The organism is Gardnerella sp. c23Ub_4, assembly GCF_055804115.1.
Window position 1 is genome coordinate 953,967 of the sequence record NZ_JANUYO010000001.1, and the last position, 18,154, is coordinate 972,120.

The 18,154-nt window shown below is 41.0% G+C and carries 12 protein-coding genes; 11 read left to right on the top strand and 1 reads right to left on the bottom strand.

Features of this window, described 5'->3' with window-relative positions; all coding sequences use genetic code 11:
* The first annotated feature begins 200 nt into the window (after positions 1-200).
* From NYP67_RS03770 to NYP67_RS03820, 11 genes are all read left to right on the top strand, one after another.
* Entirely contained in the window at positions 201-1,892 is a 1,692-nt protein-coding gene (locus tag NYP67_RS03770; protein ID WP_102705041.1) for an ABC transporter substrate-binding protein, read from the top strand.
* A 166-nt stretch (positions 1,893-2,058) separates the two neighbouring features.
* Positions 2,059-3,027: an ABC transporter permease gene (locus NYP67_RS03775; protein ID WP_102705042.1), complete on the top strand. Its 969-nt coding sequence runs from the start codon at positions 2,059-2,061 to the stop codon at positions 3,025-3,027.
* A gap of 35 nt (positions 3,028-3,062) precedes the next feature.
* Positions 3,063-3,908 (top strand): ABC transporter permease, encoded by an 846-nt coding sequence (locus NYP67_RS03780; protein ID WP_032819335.1) that lies wholly within the window; start codon positions 3,063-3,065, stop codon positions 3,906-3,908.
* A complete protein-coding gene (locus NYP67_RS03785; RefSeq protein WP_102705043.1) occupies positions 3,898-5,598 on the top strand; it encodes an ABC transporter ATP-binding protein in 1,701 nt (566 codons plus the stop codon). The genes NYP67_RS03780 and NYP67_RS03785 overlap by 11 nt, the downstream gene beginning before the upstream one ends.
* A 165-nt stretch (positions 5,599-5,763) precedes the next feature.
* Positions 5,764-6,264, top strand: coding sequence for an S-ribosylhomocysteine lyase (locus NYP67_RS03790; protein ID WP_102705044.1), 501 nt, complete (start codon positions 5,764-5,766; stop codon positions 6,262-6,264).
* A gap of 60 nt (positions 6,265-6,324) precedes the next feature.
* Positions 6,325-6,870 carry a hypothetical protein gene (locus NYP67_RS03795; RefSeq protein ID WP_016786277.1) on the top strand — a complete coding sequence of 182 codons (546 nt, stop codon included), beginning with the start codon at positions 6,325-6,327 and terminating at the stop codon, positions 6,868-6,870.
* A 119-nt stretch (positions 6,871-6,989) separates the two neighbouring features.
* On the top strand, positions 6,990-8,345 hold the full coding sequence (gene alr / locus NYP67_RS03800; protein WP_102705045.1) for an alanine racemase: 1,356 nt from the start codon (positions 6,990-6,992) through the stop codon (positions 8,343-8,345).
* An 82-nt stretch (positions 8,346-8,427) separates the two neighbouring features.
* Positions 8,428-9,711, top strand: coding sequence for a deoxyguanosinetriphosphate triphosphohydrolase (locus NYP67_RS03805; RefSeq protein ID WP_004130678.1), 1,284 nt, complete (start codon positions 8,428-8,430; stop codon positions 9,709-9,711).
* 66 nt (positions 9,712-9,777) lie between these two features.
* Positions 9,778-11,880: a DNA primase gene (gene dnaG, locus NYP67_RS03810; protein WP_473411192.1), complete on the top strand. Its 2,103-nt coding sequence runs from the start codon at positions 9,778-9,780 to the stop codon at positions 11,878-11,880.
* 90 nt (positions 11,881-11,970) lie between these two features.
* On the top strand, positions 11,971-15,117 hold the full coding sequence (locus NYP67_RS03815; protein ID WP_473411193.1) for an alpha-mannosidase: 3,147 nt from the start codon (positions 11,971-11,973) through the stop codon (positions 15,115-15,117).
* Between the two features lie 17 nt (positions 15,118-15,134).
* A complete protein-coding gene (locus NYP67_RS03820; protein ID WP_020758998.1) occupies positions 15,135-16,100 on the top strand; it encodes a nucleoside hydrolase in 966 nt (321 codons plus the stop codon).
* Positions 16,101-16,247: 147 nt separating this feature from the next.
* Here NYP67_RS03820 and NYP67_RS03825 read toward each other — a convergent pair whose 3' ends face one another.
* On the bottom strand, positions 16,248-17,963 hold the full coding sequence (locus tag NYP67_RS03825) for an acetolactate synthase large subunit (protein WP_473411194.1): 1,716 nt from the start codon (positions 17,961-17,963) through the stop codon (positions 16,248-16,250).
* Positions 17,964-18,154: the final 191 nt, after the last annotated feature.

The following is an 18,154-nucleotide window of genomic DNA, read 5'->3' on the forward strand; positions in this document are numbered from 1 at the left end:
ATAAATATCAATGACTTATAGCGAAGTTTTTAGACTCGCCCTAGTTTTGATTGACTTGCTAGCAAGCTACGATTATATACGCCGTTGACTTTGTGTTGCAAGTGTTGCAATTAGATAAAGCGACGAGCTTAAACAATTAAATAACAACATAAACAACAATTAAATAAATGTATCTAATTCAATCCAGAAAGGTTTGTTGAATGGATAACAAAGAACCCAAAGATGGCGCATACTCTAAAGATGCGACCGATAAATTCTATGGGCAAGAAAACGCGCAAGAGCGCCAAGAATCGCAAGCTGGCTCTAGCACAGATGCTTCGCTTAACGCTGCGTCTAAAAGTGCGTATAAAACCAATAAGCGTGGTCTAGGAAAATTCTGGCTTGTTTCTGTAGCAATTGTAGTAATCGCAGTAGTTAGCGCTATTATTGCAACGCTTACAGGTCCACAAAAAAATCCTGCAAGTCAAACATCTTCTGCGCAAGTTTCAAATAAAACTGTGTCAATCGGATTAAAACTTGCTCCTACAAATCTCGATATTCGTAATCAATCTGGCTCATCATTGGAGCAATTGTTAATTGGAAACGTGTATGAAGGTCTTGTAGCTAGAAATACTAAAAATCAGGTTGTTCCATCCCTTGCAAAAAGTTGGAAAATAAGCAAAGATGGCTTAAAGTACACTTTCCACATGCGTAAAGGCGTTGTGTTTTCTAATGGCCATAAGCTTACTGCAAAAGATGCTGAGTGGTCTTTTAACGAGCTTGTTGCAAAGAAGTATCGCGGATCAAACATGGTTGGAAAAGTTGAATCCGCTAAAGCTAAAGATGATTACACGTTTGAAATTAAGCTTAAAGAGCCAAATGCAAAGCTTTTGTGGGCGTTGTGCTCTAGAGCTGGCTTAGTTTTCGATAAGCTTGCGAATTATGACGCTAAAACTCAAGCAGTTGGATCTGGTCCGTATTTGGTAGAAAAGTTTGTGCCAAACGACCGAGTTGTGTTAAAAGCAAATCCGCGCTATAAGGGCGTTAATAAAGCAAAAACTCAAAAAGTTGTTGTTCGCTATTTTGTAGACGATGTTGCTGCTGTAAATGCGCTTTCTTCGGGATCTGTTCAAGCTTTGGCGCCTATTTCTGGCCAGCTTGCTAAGACTTTTAAGGCGGATTCAAAGCACTATGTTGTTAAAGCTGGAAACACTACCGATAAATTTGTGCTTGCTATGAATATGAATGGTGAGCGCACTAAAGATAAGCGCGTGCGTCAAGCGATTCGCTATGCGATTGACCATAAGCAAATTATTGCTTCGCGCGGAGGTACGGATGCTTTGCTTGGCGGACCAATTCCTACTTTGGACCCAGGATATGAGGATTTAACTAAGATTTACGCGCATAATGTTAAGCGTGCTAAGTCGTTAATGAAGGAAGCTGGTTTTAGCGAGTCGAATCCTTTGCATCTTTCGCTTACTTACCCGAATATTTATGGAACGCAACTTGGTGAGCAATTGATGTCTCAATTAAAGCAAATTGGCATTGATCTAAAAGTAAACGTTGTTGAATTTACTACTTGGCTTCACGACGTTTATACCAATAAAAACTACGATTTGTCTATGGTAGATCACAACGAAAGCCACGATTTTGGCCAGTGGGCAGATCCTAAGTATTACTACGGTTATAACAATAAGCAAGTTCAGGATTTGTATGCTAAGGCAATGCTTTGCGCGAATACTAAGGAGTCTAATAAGCTTCTTGCTAAAGCTGCGCGAATCGTTAGCCAAGATGCTCCTGCTGATTGGTTGCTTAATTACAAAGTTGTTACAGCTAAGGTAAAGAACCTTGAAGGCATGCCTTTTGACATTAATCAAGTTCTTTTGCCGCTATACAATTTGCGACTTAAGTGATTTGCTTTAGATTTCCCGATTTTGTAGCTTTAATCGGCGTGTCGAGCAACAAAAAGCGTAAATAGCTCTAGCGCGATTATCCGCGCGAGCGATTTACCGAAAATGTTGCTCAAACTAGCTCGTAAAGCTACAAAATCGGGAACATTAAATTAAGTAAGGGGTTTGTATGAGGCGCATGATTCTTCGACGCATCGCGTTGTTCTTTGTAGCGCTGCTATTTATTTCTGCAATCGTATTTCTTGCTCTTAGGGTTTTACCTGGAGACGTTGCTCAAGTTATGGCTGGCTTAAACGCGCCAGATGGAAAAGTTGAGCAATTAAGACGCGATTTAGGATTAAACAAGCCCCTTTTTGTTCAATATTTAGAGTGGATTTTTGGCGTTTTTAGAGGCGATTTTGGCGTTTCAATGCTTACAGGTCGCTCCGTTGCATCCACTATTGCTATGCGTGCTAGCATAACTTTTCCGCTCATTTTTCTTGGACTTTTAATTGCGCTCGCAATTGGTATTCCTCTTGGATGCTTGCAAGTTTTGCATTCTGGCAAGTCTTTGCAAGGCTTTTTAAGGTTTTGTGCGATTGCAGGCGGATCTGTTCCTGCTCTTTGGGGCGGAATGATTTTAATCATGATTTTTGGCAATGGCATTGGTTTGGTTGGGATTTTTCCTACTCAAGGTTTTACAACAGACGGTTGGCGCGATTTTGGTAGCGCATTTTTGTCTTTGATTCTTCCAGCTCTAACAGTTGGCGTTATTGTTGGATCTGGTTTTATGCGTTACACTTCAGCATCATTAGAGCAGATTTCTAATAGCGACATTGCTTTGCAAGCTATGGCTTGTGGAATGACTAAAAAGCAAATGATTTGGCGAGTCGGCTTGCGATTAGCGTTGCCGCAACTTGTGTCTGTAATCGGCTTGACTTTTGCGCATATGATTATGGGCGTAATGGTTATTGAAAATCTGTTTTCGCTTCCTGGAATGGGCATGGGTCTTGTGCGCGATGTTGGTTTGCGAGATCTTATATCTGTTCAAGGCAATCTTTTTATGCTCTCTGCATTGTTCTTGCTTGTTGGGTTTGCGATTGACGTGTTGCATCGTTTGCTGGATTCAAGGCTTAGCCAAGATTCGAGCAGTGAATAATTCGAGCAGTGATTCAAGTGGGGGCAATTCAAGCAATGATTAAGTTTTTAAGACGCATTTGGCGCGGAGTTATTGGAAAATTCGTTTGCATTATTTTGTGCTTGTGGATTTTTGTAGCTGCGCTTTCTTTTGTTTGGACGCCCTACTCTCTTCTAGAAACAAACGGGTACGAGGTATGGCAAAAGCCTTCTCTTAAGCATTGGCTTGGCACAGATGGAACGGGTGCAGATATGCTTAGCTGGCTTATGGCTGGTTCTAGAGTAGAGATTTTGCTTGTTATTTCAACAGTTGCGATTGCAAGCGTTGTTGGATTTGTGATTTTAAGCTTTACGATTTGCCGCGTTCAAAAAATTCGTTCCGTAAGCATTATGGCAGTAGACGCTTTAATTTCCATTCCAACAGTTTTGATTGCGCTTATGCTTGCTGTACCTCTTGGAGCATCCGTTCTTGTAATCATGCTTGCATGCGGATTTGGATATGGCTTAAATCTTGCTCGTATTTTGCGACCAAGTGCTGTTCTTGTTCTTAAGTCTAATTATGTTGATTGTGCTGTTTCTAATGGTGCTAGCAGAAGTTACGTTTTGCTAAAGCATGTTTTTCCTAATATTTTGCCTATCGCTTCCGTTCAGCTTTCGCTTTCTGCAGGAACTGTTATTTTAGCGGAAAGCGGATTGACTTATTTAGGTGTTGGTGTTCCTTCGGGAGTGCCGAGCTGGGGTCGTGTTCTTTCTACTTCGGTTACTTTGATTCACGTTTATCCGCTTGCGGCTCTATGGCCTGGCCTTGTTGTTACATTAACAGTTTTGTCTCTTAATCTTTTTGGCGATGTTTTAAGAAGTGCTACAAATCCAGCGAATAGGGAGTCTAAGAATGAGTCTTGATATAAAAGGATTATCGCTTAGCATTGGATCTTCGCGCATTTTAAGTGATGTTTCGCTTAACGTTAAAGATGGCGAGCGCGTTGGACTGGTTGGATCTTCTGGCTCTGGTAAATCAATGCTTTTAAGAGCTGCGATTGGTCTAGTTCCTTCTAATTGCAAAATCACTGGCTCTTGCCGCGTTGGCAATGCCCAAACTGTTGGCGCTAACGATTCTGCGCTTGCAAACATTCGCGGTAAGTATGTTGGCGTTGTTTTTCAGCAAGCGGATCGCGCGCTTAACCCTATTATGAGTGTTAGCGAGCAAATCGCCTTACCTCTTAGGCTTCATTACAATTTAGACGAAGACGATATTCAAAATCGCGTTAAAGTTATGCTTGAAAAAGTTGGTTTAGGCGCGAATATTTTGAATAAGCGCACTTTTGAGCTTTCGGGTGGGCAAATGCAGCGAGTTGGGATTGCTACAGCGCTTATAACTTGCCCTAAGTTGATTCTTGCAGACGAGCCGACTACTGCTCTTGATTCTGTTACGCAAAAAGATGTTGTGAATATGCTCACTTCTTTAGTTGATAATATGGGCGCTTCAATGCTTTTTGTTACTCACGATTTTTCGGTTCTTTCTAGCGCTGCTACTCGTTGTTATGTTTTGGATTCTGGGCGATTAGTCGATAGTGCGCGTGTTGGTGAATTGCTAGAAAATCCTAAGGTTCGCTCTACTAAGCAGCTTGTTCTTGCGGCGCGCGCTTTAAGTCTTAGTAAAAATGATCTAAGTCTTAGTAATAAAAATGATCTAAGTCTTGATGATAAGAATGATTTAAGTCTTAGTAATAAAAATGATTCTTCCAAAGATGATTGCATTTTTAACGCTAAAAACGTTCATGTTGTTTTAGGAAGTGCAAAGACTCGTGTTGAAGCATTAAAAGGCGTTGACTTTAATCTTAAAGTTGGCGAATCTTTAGCACTAATTGGCGGATCTGGAAGTGGTAAAACGACTTTGATTCGTTCTTTGCTTGGATTGCAAGAAATACGCCAGGGGAGTATAGAATATTGCGGAAAGCTAGTCGAAACCGTTGAAAATGCTAGAAAATCAAGTTTAAAAGATTCTGCTTACGTAAATATGAGAAGACAATGTTCGCTTGTGTTTCAGCATCCTTTTGCAGCTTTAGACCCGCGTTGGACAGTTAGAAAAAGCGTTGCTGAGCCGCTTGAAATATGGCGTAAAAACATGAGTTCTGATTCAAATACTGTTGATTCAAATACTGTTGATTCAAATACTGTTGATTCACATGTTATTGATTCTAAAGTAGATGATGTTTTGAATTTAGTTGGATTAGATCCTAGTGTTTTTGGCAAAAGATACCCTTGCCAGCTTTCTGGCGGGCAAGCTCAATGCGTTGCGATTGCGCGCGCGCTAATCAATAATCCTAGAGTTTTGGTTGCAGATGAGCCAATGAGCGCAATCGATGTTGCTGAGCGCACAAGAATCTTAGATGCTTTTAATGTGATTCGCGCAAATCGCCCTAATATGGCGTGCATATTCGTTAGCCACGATCTTGGTATGATTCAGCATTTAGCTTCTAGCGTTGTTGTTCTAAAAGATGGCGTTGTTGTTGAATCTGGGCGTGTAAGTCAAATTTTGGCTAATCCAAAACATAGTTATACGCGCGAACTTATTGATGCTGCTACTTTGTAAGTCTGTATCTGTAAGTCTTGCAAGTTTGTATCTGTAAGCCTTATAAGTCAATAAGTCAATAAAAAATATTTTTAGATTCGCGTTAATGTGTGTTTGGCAAGAATAGCGTCTAATATTATTTAGTAATCGTTATTTGCGCATGTATTACAAGTTAGGAAAGATAAAATGAGCGAAAATCAAAATAATCAGCCAACACCTCGTCCAGAAAGCTTTGAGCTTGACCACACTAAAGTTAAAGCTCCGTATGTTCGCTATATTGACACTCAAAAAGGCTCGAATGGAGATGTTATTTCTAACTACGATATTCGCTTAACTCAGCCTAATCAAGAGGCTATTCCTACGGGCGCTTTGCATACGATCGAGCACACGATTGCTGTTCTTTTGCGCCAGCGCATTGAAGGCTACATTGATTGCTCTCCATTTGGTTGCCGTACAGGATTCCACCTTTTAACTTGGGGCACTCATAGCACAGAAGATGTTGCGCGCGCGTTAAAGGAATCGCTTGAATTTATTGCGTATAAAGCTACTTGGGATGATGTTCCAGCTACAACTATTGAGTCTTGCGGAAACTACCGCGATCATAGCTTGTTTGGAGCGCGTCAATGGTGCAAAGATATTTTAGACAAGGGCATTAGCTCCGATCCTTTTGAGCGCAAGATTGTGTGATTTGTTGCGTTTGATTGTGTAAGACTGTAAAATCGCCATATTCTAAGCATAGGGGGGTGTATGTGTGAAATAAGATTGAGGAAAGCAACTCTTAGCGATCTAAAAGATATTGAAAATATTTATGAGAGAGCAAGAGTGTTCATGGCAAATAATGGAAATCCTCATCAATGGGGAGATCGCTTTCCTCTAACATCTAGTGTTATAGAAGATATTCGTTTGAACCGTTTTAATCTTCTTGTAGACACGGACCCAGACTTTGGAGAAGAGCGCATTTTGGCACAATTTGCACTGTGCGAGGGACTTGATGAAGTCTACGCAAAGATTGATGGAGCGTGGCTAGATGACGTTTTGCCATACGTTACAATCCATAGGCTTGCATCTTCGGGAGTTAAGCCAAAAATGGCAAGCGAATGTTTAAGATGGGCTAAGCGCAACTACTCTAATGTTAGAATCGACACTCATCCCGACAACTTGATTATGCAAAAAGTTATTTTGCGAGAAGGCTTTAGCAAGTGTGGTCTTGTTGTAATTCCAGATCGCGCGCATAGCGCAACTAGAATCGCGTATCAATGGTTGCGCTCGCATAATCATGTAATACGGTATTAGAAGTATTGCAGTATTGAAATGTAAGTCAAAAAATACTTGCATGTAAGTCAAAAATACTGGCATATATAGTAGATATAAAAGTAAACGTAAAACTAAAACGAAAAGTAAAGGCGTGAGATATGTGTAAAAATTCGAGTATCCAAGCGATTTTGCAAGAAAACTATGCTCGCGCCTTAAGCACATACCCTGGGCAGGTAATTGTTGATCTAAAAGCGCTAAGAGATAATATGCGAACGCTGGTTGAGCGCGTTTCTAAAGATTTGAAGCCTGGTCAAAAGTCGCCAGCAGTTATGGGAGTTGTTAAAGCAGACGCTTATGGTCATGGGCTTATTCCTAGTGCGCTCGCAGCTTTAGCAGGAGGAGCAACTTGGCTTGGTACAGCTCAGCCTTATGAGGCTTTACGGCTTCGTAAATGTGGAATTGACTCAAGCAGATGCCGTATTCTTACGTGGCTTACTAGCGCTCCAACGTCTCTTTTTGCGGATTTAATAAAAGCAGATATTGATATTTCTGTTGGCTCGCTGGATTCAATTGACGCTGTTGCGCTAGCTGCTAAATCGCTTGGCGCTGCTGCACGCGTGCACGTTAAGGTAGATACGGGATTTGGCAGAAACGGTTTTACGCCTGCAGGCTTTAGTGATGCTTTAGAGAAACTTAGCGAATATTCTAGCCAGGGATTAATCGAAGTTATTGGGCAATGGAGTCACTTGGCTGTTGCTGATTGCCCAGACGTTCCAGAGTTTGTTGCATCTACAGATAGGCAAATTGAGCAATTCCACGATTTTACTCAAAGAATGCGCGAAGCTGGGTTGGAGCCTAAAATCCGACATTTAGCTAATACAGCTGCAACTCTTAACAGACCAGAGATACGATTTGAGCTTGTTCGACCAGGAATTGGATTGTACGGATACGAGCCAGACCCTGTTATGGGAGCGCCTCAAGCTTACGACTTGCGTCCAGCTATGACTTTACAAGCGCAATTAGGAACAGTTAAATCTGTAGAAGCAGGTCACGGCATTTCGTACGGCCGCACGTATTTAACGCCAGACAATACAAGCACAGCAATCGTTCCACTTGGCTATGCGGATGGCATTTTGCGTGCGTCTAGCGGATTCGATATGCAAGGCTCTCGTCATGTTAATAAGCCTGGAGGACCAGTGCGCGTGGAAACCAAGAGCGGCGCTAGGATTTTGTATGTTTCGGGGCGCGTTTGCATGGATCAATTTATTGTTGACTTAAAAGGCAGCGCTAAAGAGCTTGGAATTAAAGAAGGAGATACAGTAAGGCTTTTTGGACCAGGCAGAGGCTTAGAATATGCGGAGCCAACGGCAGACGATTGGGCAGCAGCTGCAGGAACAATAAGCTACGAGATTATGACTGGGATTGGCCCTAGAGTTCCGCGATTGTATAAGAATGCTTACGAAGTTTTGCCTGAAAAAGACATAAAAATGTTGGATGAAAAAAGCTTAATATAGCAATCTTGCGATTTTGCGATTAGCTGAATTGCGATTTGCTAATTTGCGATTTGCTACTTGCGATTAGTGGAGGAGGTTTTTAATGTGTAACGATGTGATTGCTTCCGATAATGAAGTTGTTGGCGAATACAGCTTGCACGATACTGAGCGCTGGGCTAGCGAGCCTCACCACACGCGCGCTCGCACACCATTTGAGCGAGACAGAGCTAGAATAATCCACTCTTCAGCGCTTAGAAGACTCGGCGCTAAAAGTCAAGTGCTTGTAGCAGGCTCCGACGATTTTGCTCGCACGCGTTTAACTCACACTTTGGAAGTTGCGCAAATTGGTCGCCAGATTGCTGCAATGCTTGGAGCAGATCCAGATGTTGTAGATTGCGCTTGCTTAGCTCACGACTTAGGTCATCCTCCTTTTGGTCACAATGGCGAGCGCGCGCTTGCTCAAATCGCAAGCAATATTGGTGGCTTTGAAGGAAATGCTCAAACTCTTAGACTTTTAACGCGCTTAGAGCCTAAAGTTTTTAGAGAAAATGGCGCTAGCGCAGGCGTAAATCTTACGCGTGCAAGCTTGGATGCTGCTGTTAAATATCCTTGGGGTTTTGATGAAGCAAAAGCGCACGATAAAGGCGAGCGTGACTTAAAATTCTGCGTTTACCCAGACGATAGGGAAGTTTTTGATTGGCTAAAAAGTGGCTCTCCGCGTGAATCGAAGCCTATGGAGTGTCAAATTATGGATCTTTCCGACGATATTGCATACAGTGTTCACGATATTGAAGATGCAATTGTGACTGGAGCTTTTAACACGGAGCTTGTTTGGGATTCAAGCGTTGCAGATCAAGTTGTTCAAGAAGCTCATAATTGGTACGGCAGCCAGTGGGATGCGGATAGTCTTTTGGCGGCTTTTAAGCGTTTGCGTTCTCTTAACATGTTCCCTGATTCTTATGACGGCTCTAGAAGGTCGCTAGCTCATCTAAAGAATATTACTAGTGCTTTAATTGGCAGGTTTGCAAGCTCTGTTGAGCGAGCAACTCGAGAAAAATACGGCAACGGCGCTTTAATTCGCTACCGCGCAAACGTTGTGATTCCGCCAGAAACATCTTACGAGATAATCGTTCTTAAAAGTTTGGCTGTGCATTTTATAATCCAGCCTAGAGAGCGCGAGTTTTATAGGCGTGAGCAAAAGATTCTAACTGATTTGGTGGAGGTGTTTATGAGCAAGTCTCCGCGAGCGCACGATGCTATGGAATCTGTGTTTATAAGCGATTGGAATAATTGCTCTAGCGAAGACGAGCGTTTAAGAGTTGCGATTGATCAAGTTGCAAGTCTTACAGATGGATCTGCTACAGCTCTTCATGCCGCTTTGTGCTAAATCAACGCTTTTACGACTTCTAGTATAGAGTGTCTGTAGCCTTCGGTTTGCGATAAGCTAGAGATTATGGCTGGAATGATTGTAAAAGAAGACGTTGAGCGTGTGCGCGCTGCTGCAGATTTGTACGATATTGTGTCTGCAACTGTTACGCTTAAGCCTTCTGGAACGGGTACTTTTGTGGGGCTTTGCCCGTTTCACGATGAAAAAACGCCTAGTTTTAGCGTTCGTCCAAGCTTGGGTGTCTGGCATTGCTTTGGTTGCGGTGCTGGCGGAGATGTTTTTAAGTATGTTGAGCAAAAAGAAAACATTGATTTTCGTGAGGCAGTAGAGCTGTTAGCAGACCGCTACCACATTGAAGTTCATTATGACAAATCGCAGGATGCTAAAGATAATTCGCATGCTGGCTCCAAGCGCGCTCGTCTTATAGAAGCAAATGAGGAAGCTCAACGTTTCTTTTCGTCTCAAATCAACTCTAAAGAAGCGGCTCCAGCGCGTAGCTTGCTTGCAGGGCGCAATTTTACTCAAGCACAATGCGAGCGTTTTGGTTGCGGATACGCGCCAAACGGGTGGGATAATCTTGTTCGCTATTTGTCTAATAAGGGTTTTACTCGTCAAGAATTATTAGACGCAGGCTTAGCTCGCCAAGGTCAGCGCGGAATTTACGATTACTTCCGCGGCCGATTAACGTGGCCTATTCGAGATTCTACAGGCCGCACTTTGGGCTTTGGCGCTAGAAGGCTTTACGACGACGATTCTATTAGCGCAAAGTACATTAACACTCCAGACACTGTATTGTATAGAAAAACGCAAGTTCTTTACGGAATTGACATTGCTAAGTCGAATATTGTTAAAAAGCGTCAAGTTGTGATTGTGGAAGGCTACACGGATGTTATGGCTTGCCATTTAGCTGGTGTAGATACTGCTGTTGCAACTTGCGGAACGGCTTTTGGCGCGGAGCATGCGAAGATTATTCGTCGTCTTATTGCAGACGATTCTTTGGGAGCGATTCAGCTTGTTGGCCCTGTAAAAGTAGAAGGTCAAAAAGTTAGTTCGCGTATTGTTTTTACTTTTGATGGAGATGCGGCAGGTCAAAAAGCTGCTCTGCATGCTTTTGGCTTAGATTCAGCGTTTTTAACACAGACTTTTGTTGCTGTTGCAGATAATAACTTAGACCCTTGCGATTTGCGTATTCAAAGGGGAGACGAGGCTGTTCGCTCTTTGATTGCGCGCGCTAATCCTCTTTACGATTTTGTAATTGACACTGTTATTCGCCGTTTTGATACGTCTTTTACAACAGGGCAGATGGGTGCTGTTAAGGCTGTTGCTCCTCTTGTTGCGCAAATTCGAGACAGGTCTTTGCTGGACTTATACACTAGAAAAGCTGTTAGAAATATTGGTGTTGATTTAGACGTTATGCGTAAGGAGGTGGAGTCTAATAGAAGGCGATTACACGTTGTAGATGATGACGCTTATTCTAAAGGCTACTCTTCCAACGTTTATGCGGATTCTCGCGTGTTTGATCAGCGTTCTCAAAGCATGAATGAAGCTGCTGTAAAAACAGCCATGCTTAGAAGTGCGTACAAGAATCAAAGCTATTACAAGGTTGATGATTCTGTGTTTATGTGCGAACAGCAGTTTATGGCTGTTCTTATGCAATCTCCTTTAGCGTTTAGCAATCAGCTTTTTGCGCATCTTACTTTGAATAATTTTATTACGCCAGTTTTTAGAACACTTTTCCAGGCTTTTGTGGCTTCTGGTGGATTGCCTAATACAAGCGTTAGCAAAGGTCTTTGGTTGCATATTATTACTAAGGCTGCAGGACCTATGCTAGAAGGTGTTATTAACGAGCTTTCCGTAATGCCTCTTCCATTGTCTTTTAATAAAGGCTTGATTGGTGCTTCTTCTATTAACTCGTCGGCTGCTTACGATTCGAGTGGTGTTTCTACAAATGAATCTCCATCCGATCTTTTGCGCATTCCTAGCGAAGAAGAACAAAAGTATGCAAACGAGTTGCTTATTAAGCTTTTAGACGTTGGTTTTATGCGAAAAATCGGAGCTATTAAGCTTAGAATGAGTAAGTTAGAAGATGGGAGTGAAAAGCTTAATCTTTTAGGTCAGATTACTAGATTAGAATCTGCTCGAAAAGATCTTCAATCACAAATTCTATAAGATTTATCAATTACTTGTTTTGTCTTTATATACAGAGATACGTTATTTATGTATAAATGCGTAGTTGTGTAAGAAAGAAGTGTAGGAACAATGTTTTTATTACCTGAGCAGCAATTAAATCGCTGTACAAGAGTTATGCAACAACGCTTATACCCGTATATAAATACTGTTCTATTGCACTGTAAAATTCGAGCCTATGAGATTGCTGGAGAACCTATTTCTTCTAGCGAATTTTTCTCTAAGTTAAAAAGAAACAATATTGTGTTTCACTCATTTAATGTTCCAGGCGTTTGGGGAACAACTTGGGGCACAACGTGGTTTGAAATTACAGGGTCGATTGATTTTTCAAAGGTAAAAGGGCGCAAAGTTGAGCTAAATGTTGATTTAGGTTGGATTAGCAATCTTTTTCCTGGTTTTCAAGCCGAAGGATTAGTGTATAACGTTGACGGAAGAGTTATAAAAGCTGTAAACCCTTGTAATCATTGGGTTCCATTGATTGATGAACATAACAATCGTTCGATTAGTATTGATGAAAATGGTAATTTTACTTTATATTTGGAAGCTGCAGACAATCCGTTTGTTGAAGGAGCTACTCCGTTTTCTCCTACTGATTTAGGAGAGCGTGCTACTGGAAAAACTGAATGCCAATATATGTTGAAGTATATTGACGTTACTGTTTTTAATCGTAATATTTTTGATTATTACATGGATCTTCAGACTGTAAGTTCTTTGATGCGCGAGTTAAGCGATGATAATCCGCGTTATTGGAAACTAGCTAAATCTTTACAGCGCTCCTTAAACGCGTATGATGAGCATGATTCTTCTACTGTTCAAAATGCTCGTAAAGCGTTGCATGATGTATTAAGTCAGCCTGCTGCAGCAAGCTCTATAAAGCATATTGCTGTTGGGCATGCTCATATTGATTCTGCTTGGCAATGGCCTGTGCGAGAGACGCACAGAAAGGTTGCGCGAACTGTATCTAATGTTTTAGCTCTTATGGATGAGGACCCTGATTTTACTTATGCTATGAGTTCTGCTCAACAATACGAGTGGCTAGAAAACGAGCATCCCGATTTGTTTGAGCGTATGAAAAATAGGATTAAGGAAGGACGTTTTATACCTGTTGGAGGTATGTGGGTTGAGTCTGATGTAATGATGCCATGTGGTGAATCTTTAATTCGCCAAATGACTTTTGGTAAGCGCTATTTTAAGGAGCATCTTGGCACCGATCCGCATGGTATTTGGCTGCCAGATAGTTTCGGCTACACAGGCGCATTGCCTCAAATCGCTCGCTGCGCTGGTTTTGATTGGTTCTTAACTCAAAAGCTCTCTTGGAATGATACCACTAAATTCCCGCATCATTCTTTCCTTTGGGAGGGAATAGATGGTTCTAGGATTTTGGCTCATTTCCCTCCATCTAATACTTATGCTTCATCTGTTAGCATGCATGAGTTAGTTTATTCTCAACGCAATTTTTTGGATAAAGATTTATCTGATCATGCAATATTGTTGTACGGTTTTGGCGACGGCGGTGGCGGCCCTACTCGCGAAATGACTGCTCGCATTAGGCGCGATTGCAATTTAGAGGGTGTTCCTAGAGTTGATTTCGGCACTCCTGATGAGTTGTTTGAAAAAATACGAAAAGATATTGTTGACGATTCAAATGGTGATACACCAGTGTTTAAGGGTGAGCTTTATCTAGAGTTGCATAGAAAAACTCTTACTTCTCAGCAAGATATGAAGCGCTATTGTCGCATGGAGGAATCATTGTTGCGCGTTGCTGAATATCTTGTTGTTTTAGCTCGAGTTTATGCTCCAGAATACCGTTTTAATAATGATGAGCTTACTAGAATTTGGAAGACTTTATTATTGAACCAGTTCCACGATATTCTTCCAGGCTCTGCTATTGCATGGGTTCATAGGCAAGCTAGAGAAGAATATGCTAGAGATATTTCTTGTTTACGTAAAATTATTTCAGATCTTGCTAATGCGATTGTAAAAGCTAGCAGCACTAGCAGCGCGATTAATATGCGTAAAAATGTAAAGTTATTGACTTATACAGGTAAAAATGATGTTGCTTGGAATTTATATCAATGCAATGAAAGCAGTAAAAATAATAAAACAACTGTAAAACACAAAAATGATGGTGGAATAATTCTTAATAATAGTGTTTTAAGCGTGATTATTGAACGCGATGGCACAGTATCTTCCGTTAAAGATATTAAATTTAATCGTGAGCTAATTCCATCCGGTTATCGCATGGCGCAATACGAGATACTAAAAGATGAGCCATCTCAGTGGGATGCGTGGGATATTGAGCGAGACGCATTTATGAGGAATCGTAAGATTGATGATTCTTCAATTGTTTGTGTTAAAGAACTTCTATCTGGCGGTGTATCTGTTGAAATCTTGGCATGTAAAAAAGATATAAAGATTAAAACAAATATAGTTTTAGAGCCGTGTGTTAAACGACTTGATTTCCATGCGCAAGTTGATTGGAAAGCTAAAGAGCAATTTTTGAAAGTAGATATGCCAACATCTATATGTTCAAATAATGCGCAATATGAGTGTCAATATGGTTTAGTTGAACGTCCAATAGTAAAAAATACTCGTAGTGATGATGCAAAATTCGAGTCATGCACGCATAGGTTTGTTCGCATAGAAGATTCCTCTTATGCTGTTGCTGTTGCGAATTCATCTACTTATGGCGCTGATGCTTCTCCTATTGGCGATTATTCTTCATCTTATGGAACTATGCTCAGATTATCTTTGCTTTCTGCGCCTCTTTACCCAGATTCGAATACCGATCAAGGTAAGCACGAATTTACTTGGTCATTTATTGCTGATGCAAATATGGACTCAGTTTTAAGTGCGGCTAATCTTTTGAATTCGCCAATCATTGATAAGCTTCCAGATGTAGATCCGTTGTTTACAATTCATAGAAACTCAGGTCTAATCGCATTAGATTGGGTTAAGCTAGCTGACGATTGTTCTGGAGACATAATCTTGCGTATTTACGAGCCATGTGGTGGCTGTGCAAGTGGGCAAATAAAACTCAACAAAATCTTGCGTTCGGCTTCGGTTGAAGAAGTAGATCTTATGGGAATGCCATTGTTGCACGGTATGCCTATAGCTTTGCACAAGAATAATGATGAGTTAAATATAGAATTACGTCCTTTTCAGCTATGCTCATTGCGTATTCACGTTGCATCTGAAACTACAGTTTCTATTAATTGATAGGATGTTGAGAGTTTATGGAAAATAACGGAATTTATTCTAAAAAGAAAATAATAATAGATACAGATTGTGGTTCGGATGATGCTATGGCAATTGCCATGGCTTTAAATGATCCTAGATATGAGATATTAATGTTTTGCACTGTATCAGGAAACGTGTGCATGGAACAAGCTACTATTAATACGCTTACTACTATCGAGCATGCTGGTTCATATGAGCCACCTGTATATAAAGGAAGCAGAAGCATGCTCTTACGCGATTTGGCTTATGCTCATGAAACTCATGGTAGAGATGGAATGGGTGATATTGGTCTAGTGCCTCATCGTTTGAAAGAAAGTAATGGTAATGCTGTTTTGAAAATGATTGAAACTTTGAGAAACAGTGAAGATGGTGAAATAGACATTATTGCATTAGGGCCATTAACTAACATTGCTCTAGCTATTAAGGTTGATTATGAAGCGATGAAAAAAGTTGGTCGCATAGTCGTTATGGGATCTGCTGGTTTAGGTCGTGGAAATGTTTCTCCTGTAGCAGAATTCAATATTTGGCAAGATGCAGAAGCTGCAAAGATATTAGTTGATTCTGGTCTTAAAAATATTATGTTTGTTGGATGGGACGCATGCTTGGGAGAATGTATGCTGAATCCACAAGAAATTGCTAATATTCGCAAAAGTGGAGAACTCGGTAAGTTTGTTATTGATTGTAATAGGGAATTAATGGAAATGAATATTAGCCGTTTTGGGGATGCTTATCTAGATATGGCTGATCCATCTGCTGTTGCAGCTGCGTTATATCCTGAATGTATAAGCGAGTGCACAAAATATTATTGTCAAGTTGATGCAACTCCTGGACCAAGTTATGGCTCAGTTCTTGTTGATGCTAATTTCTTCTCTGGTAAAACTCCGAATGTTGAAATATGTAGTAGGCTTAATCCCGAAAAATATAAAAATTACATTTATCGTACTTTGCATGTTGTAGATTAGCAAAATTTGTTTTTACCAACATGCTTTCTATATTGAAATAATATTTAAATACGACCGAGTTTGTTTATGGATATTCACAAACAAACTCGGTCGTATTTATATTTAATGCGTATGAATTAATGCGTATATTTTCAGTATAAATATACTTTAGTTGCCGAAGTCAATGTCTCCAAGCTTTTCAATAAGCTTCATGTTTTCGCTATAATCCACTGGGCAAGCTATAACGTCAACACCGCTTTCTTGAGCCAAAGCCTCTTTAAGCATGTTGTATAAATCTTCTGGCTTTTGTACAACATGGCCTCTTGCGCCAAAGCTTTCTGCTAATTTTGGAACATTTGGATTAGTAAAATCAACGTATTCGTGTTCTCCTGCGTGCAAGTCCATCTTCCACTTAATCAAACCGTATGCGTTGTCTTCCCAAACCAAAATCACCATTCTAGAGCCTACGCGAACGGCGGTTTCAATCTCTTGAACGTTCATCATAAAGCTGCCGTCGCCCATAACAGCAAGAACAGGCTTTGTGTTGATTTTTCCGCTATTGTCTTTAATAAACGATGCTCCAACAGCTCCAGGCAAAGTCCAAGCCATTGTAGAAAGACTGTTGTCTATAATGCACGTATTTGGATGCATTGTTGGGTAAAGCCTTGCCATCCACATTTTTAGTGCGCCCGTATCTACAAGAACCTTAGTTCCTTCTGCAACAGCACGACGAGTATCGTAAACAACGCGCTGAGGCTTCATAGGAATGCTGTTATCGTTTTCAAACGAATGCAACTCGTCTGTAATCATTTGACGAATCTTTGGGTGAGTTACGTCAAAAGTAACGTTTCTATCTTTAAGCACACTTGTAAGCGCTTTAAGCGTCTGGCCAATATCTGCCATAATGTTTAGTGCAGTAGGGTAGTGAGCGTCTGTGTCTTCAACAAATGTGTTTATGTGAATAATCGTCTTGTCAATATTTGGATTAATTTTCTTAGGGTCAAATTGCTGAATTGAGAATCCTACAGCAATAATCAAATCTGCTGTGTCGAAAGCAAAATTCTCATAATCTCTATGCATAAATCCAACTACGCCAAGAGCATTCGGGTGGTTGTCTGGGAACACGCCTTTGCCTTCAAACGTTGTTGCAACTGGAACATTAAGCTGTTCTGCAAAAGCGAGAAGCTGATCTTGAGCATGGCTTCTTGCAACGCCGTTTCCTGCAAGAATAATCGGCCTTTTTGCTTGGCTAATTATTTTAGCAGCTTCGTAAATTGTGTCTGGAGCTGGAAGAATATGTAACGGCTTTGGAAGCGGAAGTGGCTTTGCGTCTTCTGGAACGCTCATTTCGCTAATGTCTTCTGGAATAACAAGGCATGTTGCTCCTGGTCGCTTTCTTTGAGCGATTGAGAAAGCTTTTCTAACCATTTCTGGAGCTGTGCTTGGAGCAAGCATCATAGAAGACCACTGCGTAATTGGCTGGAATAATGCTACTAAATCAATGATTTGATGAGATTCCTTGTAAAGTCTAGAAACGTTTCCTTGAGCGCATATTGCAACAAGTGGAGTTGTGCTTGCATTCGCTTGGGCTACAGGAAGCGTAAGATTTAGCGCTCCAGGCCCCAGTGTTGCCAAGCACACGCCTGGCTTTCCAGTAATATGCGCATAAGTTGCGGCCATAAATCCAGCGCCTTGCTCGTGGCGAGTAAGCACAAAGCGTATATTTCCGTTTCGCTCAATTGCCTCTAAAAGCGGAATGTTTTCTTCTCCTGGAATTCCAAAAACAACCTCAACGCCTTCGTTTACAAGGCATTCTACGATTAAGTCGGCTGTGTTTCTTTTATGGCTTGCTGGTTTTTGAGCTTGCGATTCTTGATTTGTCATAATTGCGTTTCTCGCTTTGTGCTTAATATGCTTGTTAGCCTTACGACTTCTTTTCCATTTATAATATAGGCATCTAAGACATGTGTTGCTTGCGCGTGTCACAAAAATGGGCGGATTTTTGCATATTCGCTTTGTGGCAAAACTAAAGCACTTTTAGCACCCTTTGCCTTGTTATTTCAACGATTTTGTCG

Excerpts from the sequence above, each read along its gene's own strand:
- NYP67_RS03770 (WP_102705041.1), top strand. The coding sequence starts at position 201 with ATGGATAACAAAGAACCCAAAGATGGCGCATACTCTAAAGATGCGACC.
- NYP67_RS03775 (WP_102705042.1), top strand. The coding sequence starts at position 2,059 with ATGAGGCGCATGATTCTTCGACGCATCGCGTTGTTCTTTGTAGCGCTG.
- NYP67_RS03780 (WP_032819335.1), top strand. The coding sequence starts at position 3,063 with ATGATTAAGTTTTTAAGACGCATTTGGCGCGGAGTTATTGGAAAATTC.
- NYP67_RS03785 (WP_102705043.1), top strand. The coding sequence starts at position 3,898 with ATGAGTCTTGATATAAAAGGATTATCGCTTAGCATTGGATCTTCGCGC.
- NYP67_RS03790 (WP_102705044.1), top strand. The coding sequence starts at position 5,764 with ATGAGCGAAAATCAAAATAATCAGCCAACACCTCGTCCAGAAAGCTTT.
- NYP67_RS03795 (WP_016786277.1), top strand. The coding sequence starts at position 6,325 with ATGTGTGAAATAAGATTGAGGAAAGCAACTCTTAGCGATCTAAAAGAT.
- alr (WP_102705045.1), top strand. The coding sequence starts at position 6,990 with ATGTGTAAAAATTCGAGTATCCAAGCGATTTTGCAAGAAAACTATGCT.
- NYP67_RS03805 (WP_004130678.1), top strand. The coding sequence starts at position 8,428 with ATGTGTAACGATGTGATTGCTTCCGATAATGAAGTTGTTGGCGAATAC.
- dnaG (WP_473411192.1), top strand. The coding sequence starts at position 9,778 with ATGGCTGGAATGATTGTAAAAGAAGACGTTGAGCGTGTGCGCGCTGCT.
- NYP67_RS03815 (WP_473411193.1), top strand. The coding sequence starts at position 11,971 with ATGTTTTTATTACCTGAGCAGCAATTAAATCGCTGTACAAGAGTTATG.
- NYP67_RS03820 (WP_020758998.1), top strand. The coding sequence starts at position 15,135 with ATGGAAAATAACGGAATTTATTCTAAAAAGAAAATAATAATAGATACA.
- NYP67_RS03825 (WP_473411194.1), bottom strand. The coding sequence starts at position 17,963 with ATGACAAATCAAGAATCGCAAGCTCAAAAACCAGCAAGCCATAAAAGA.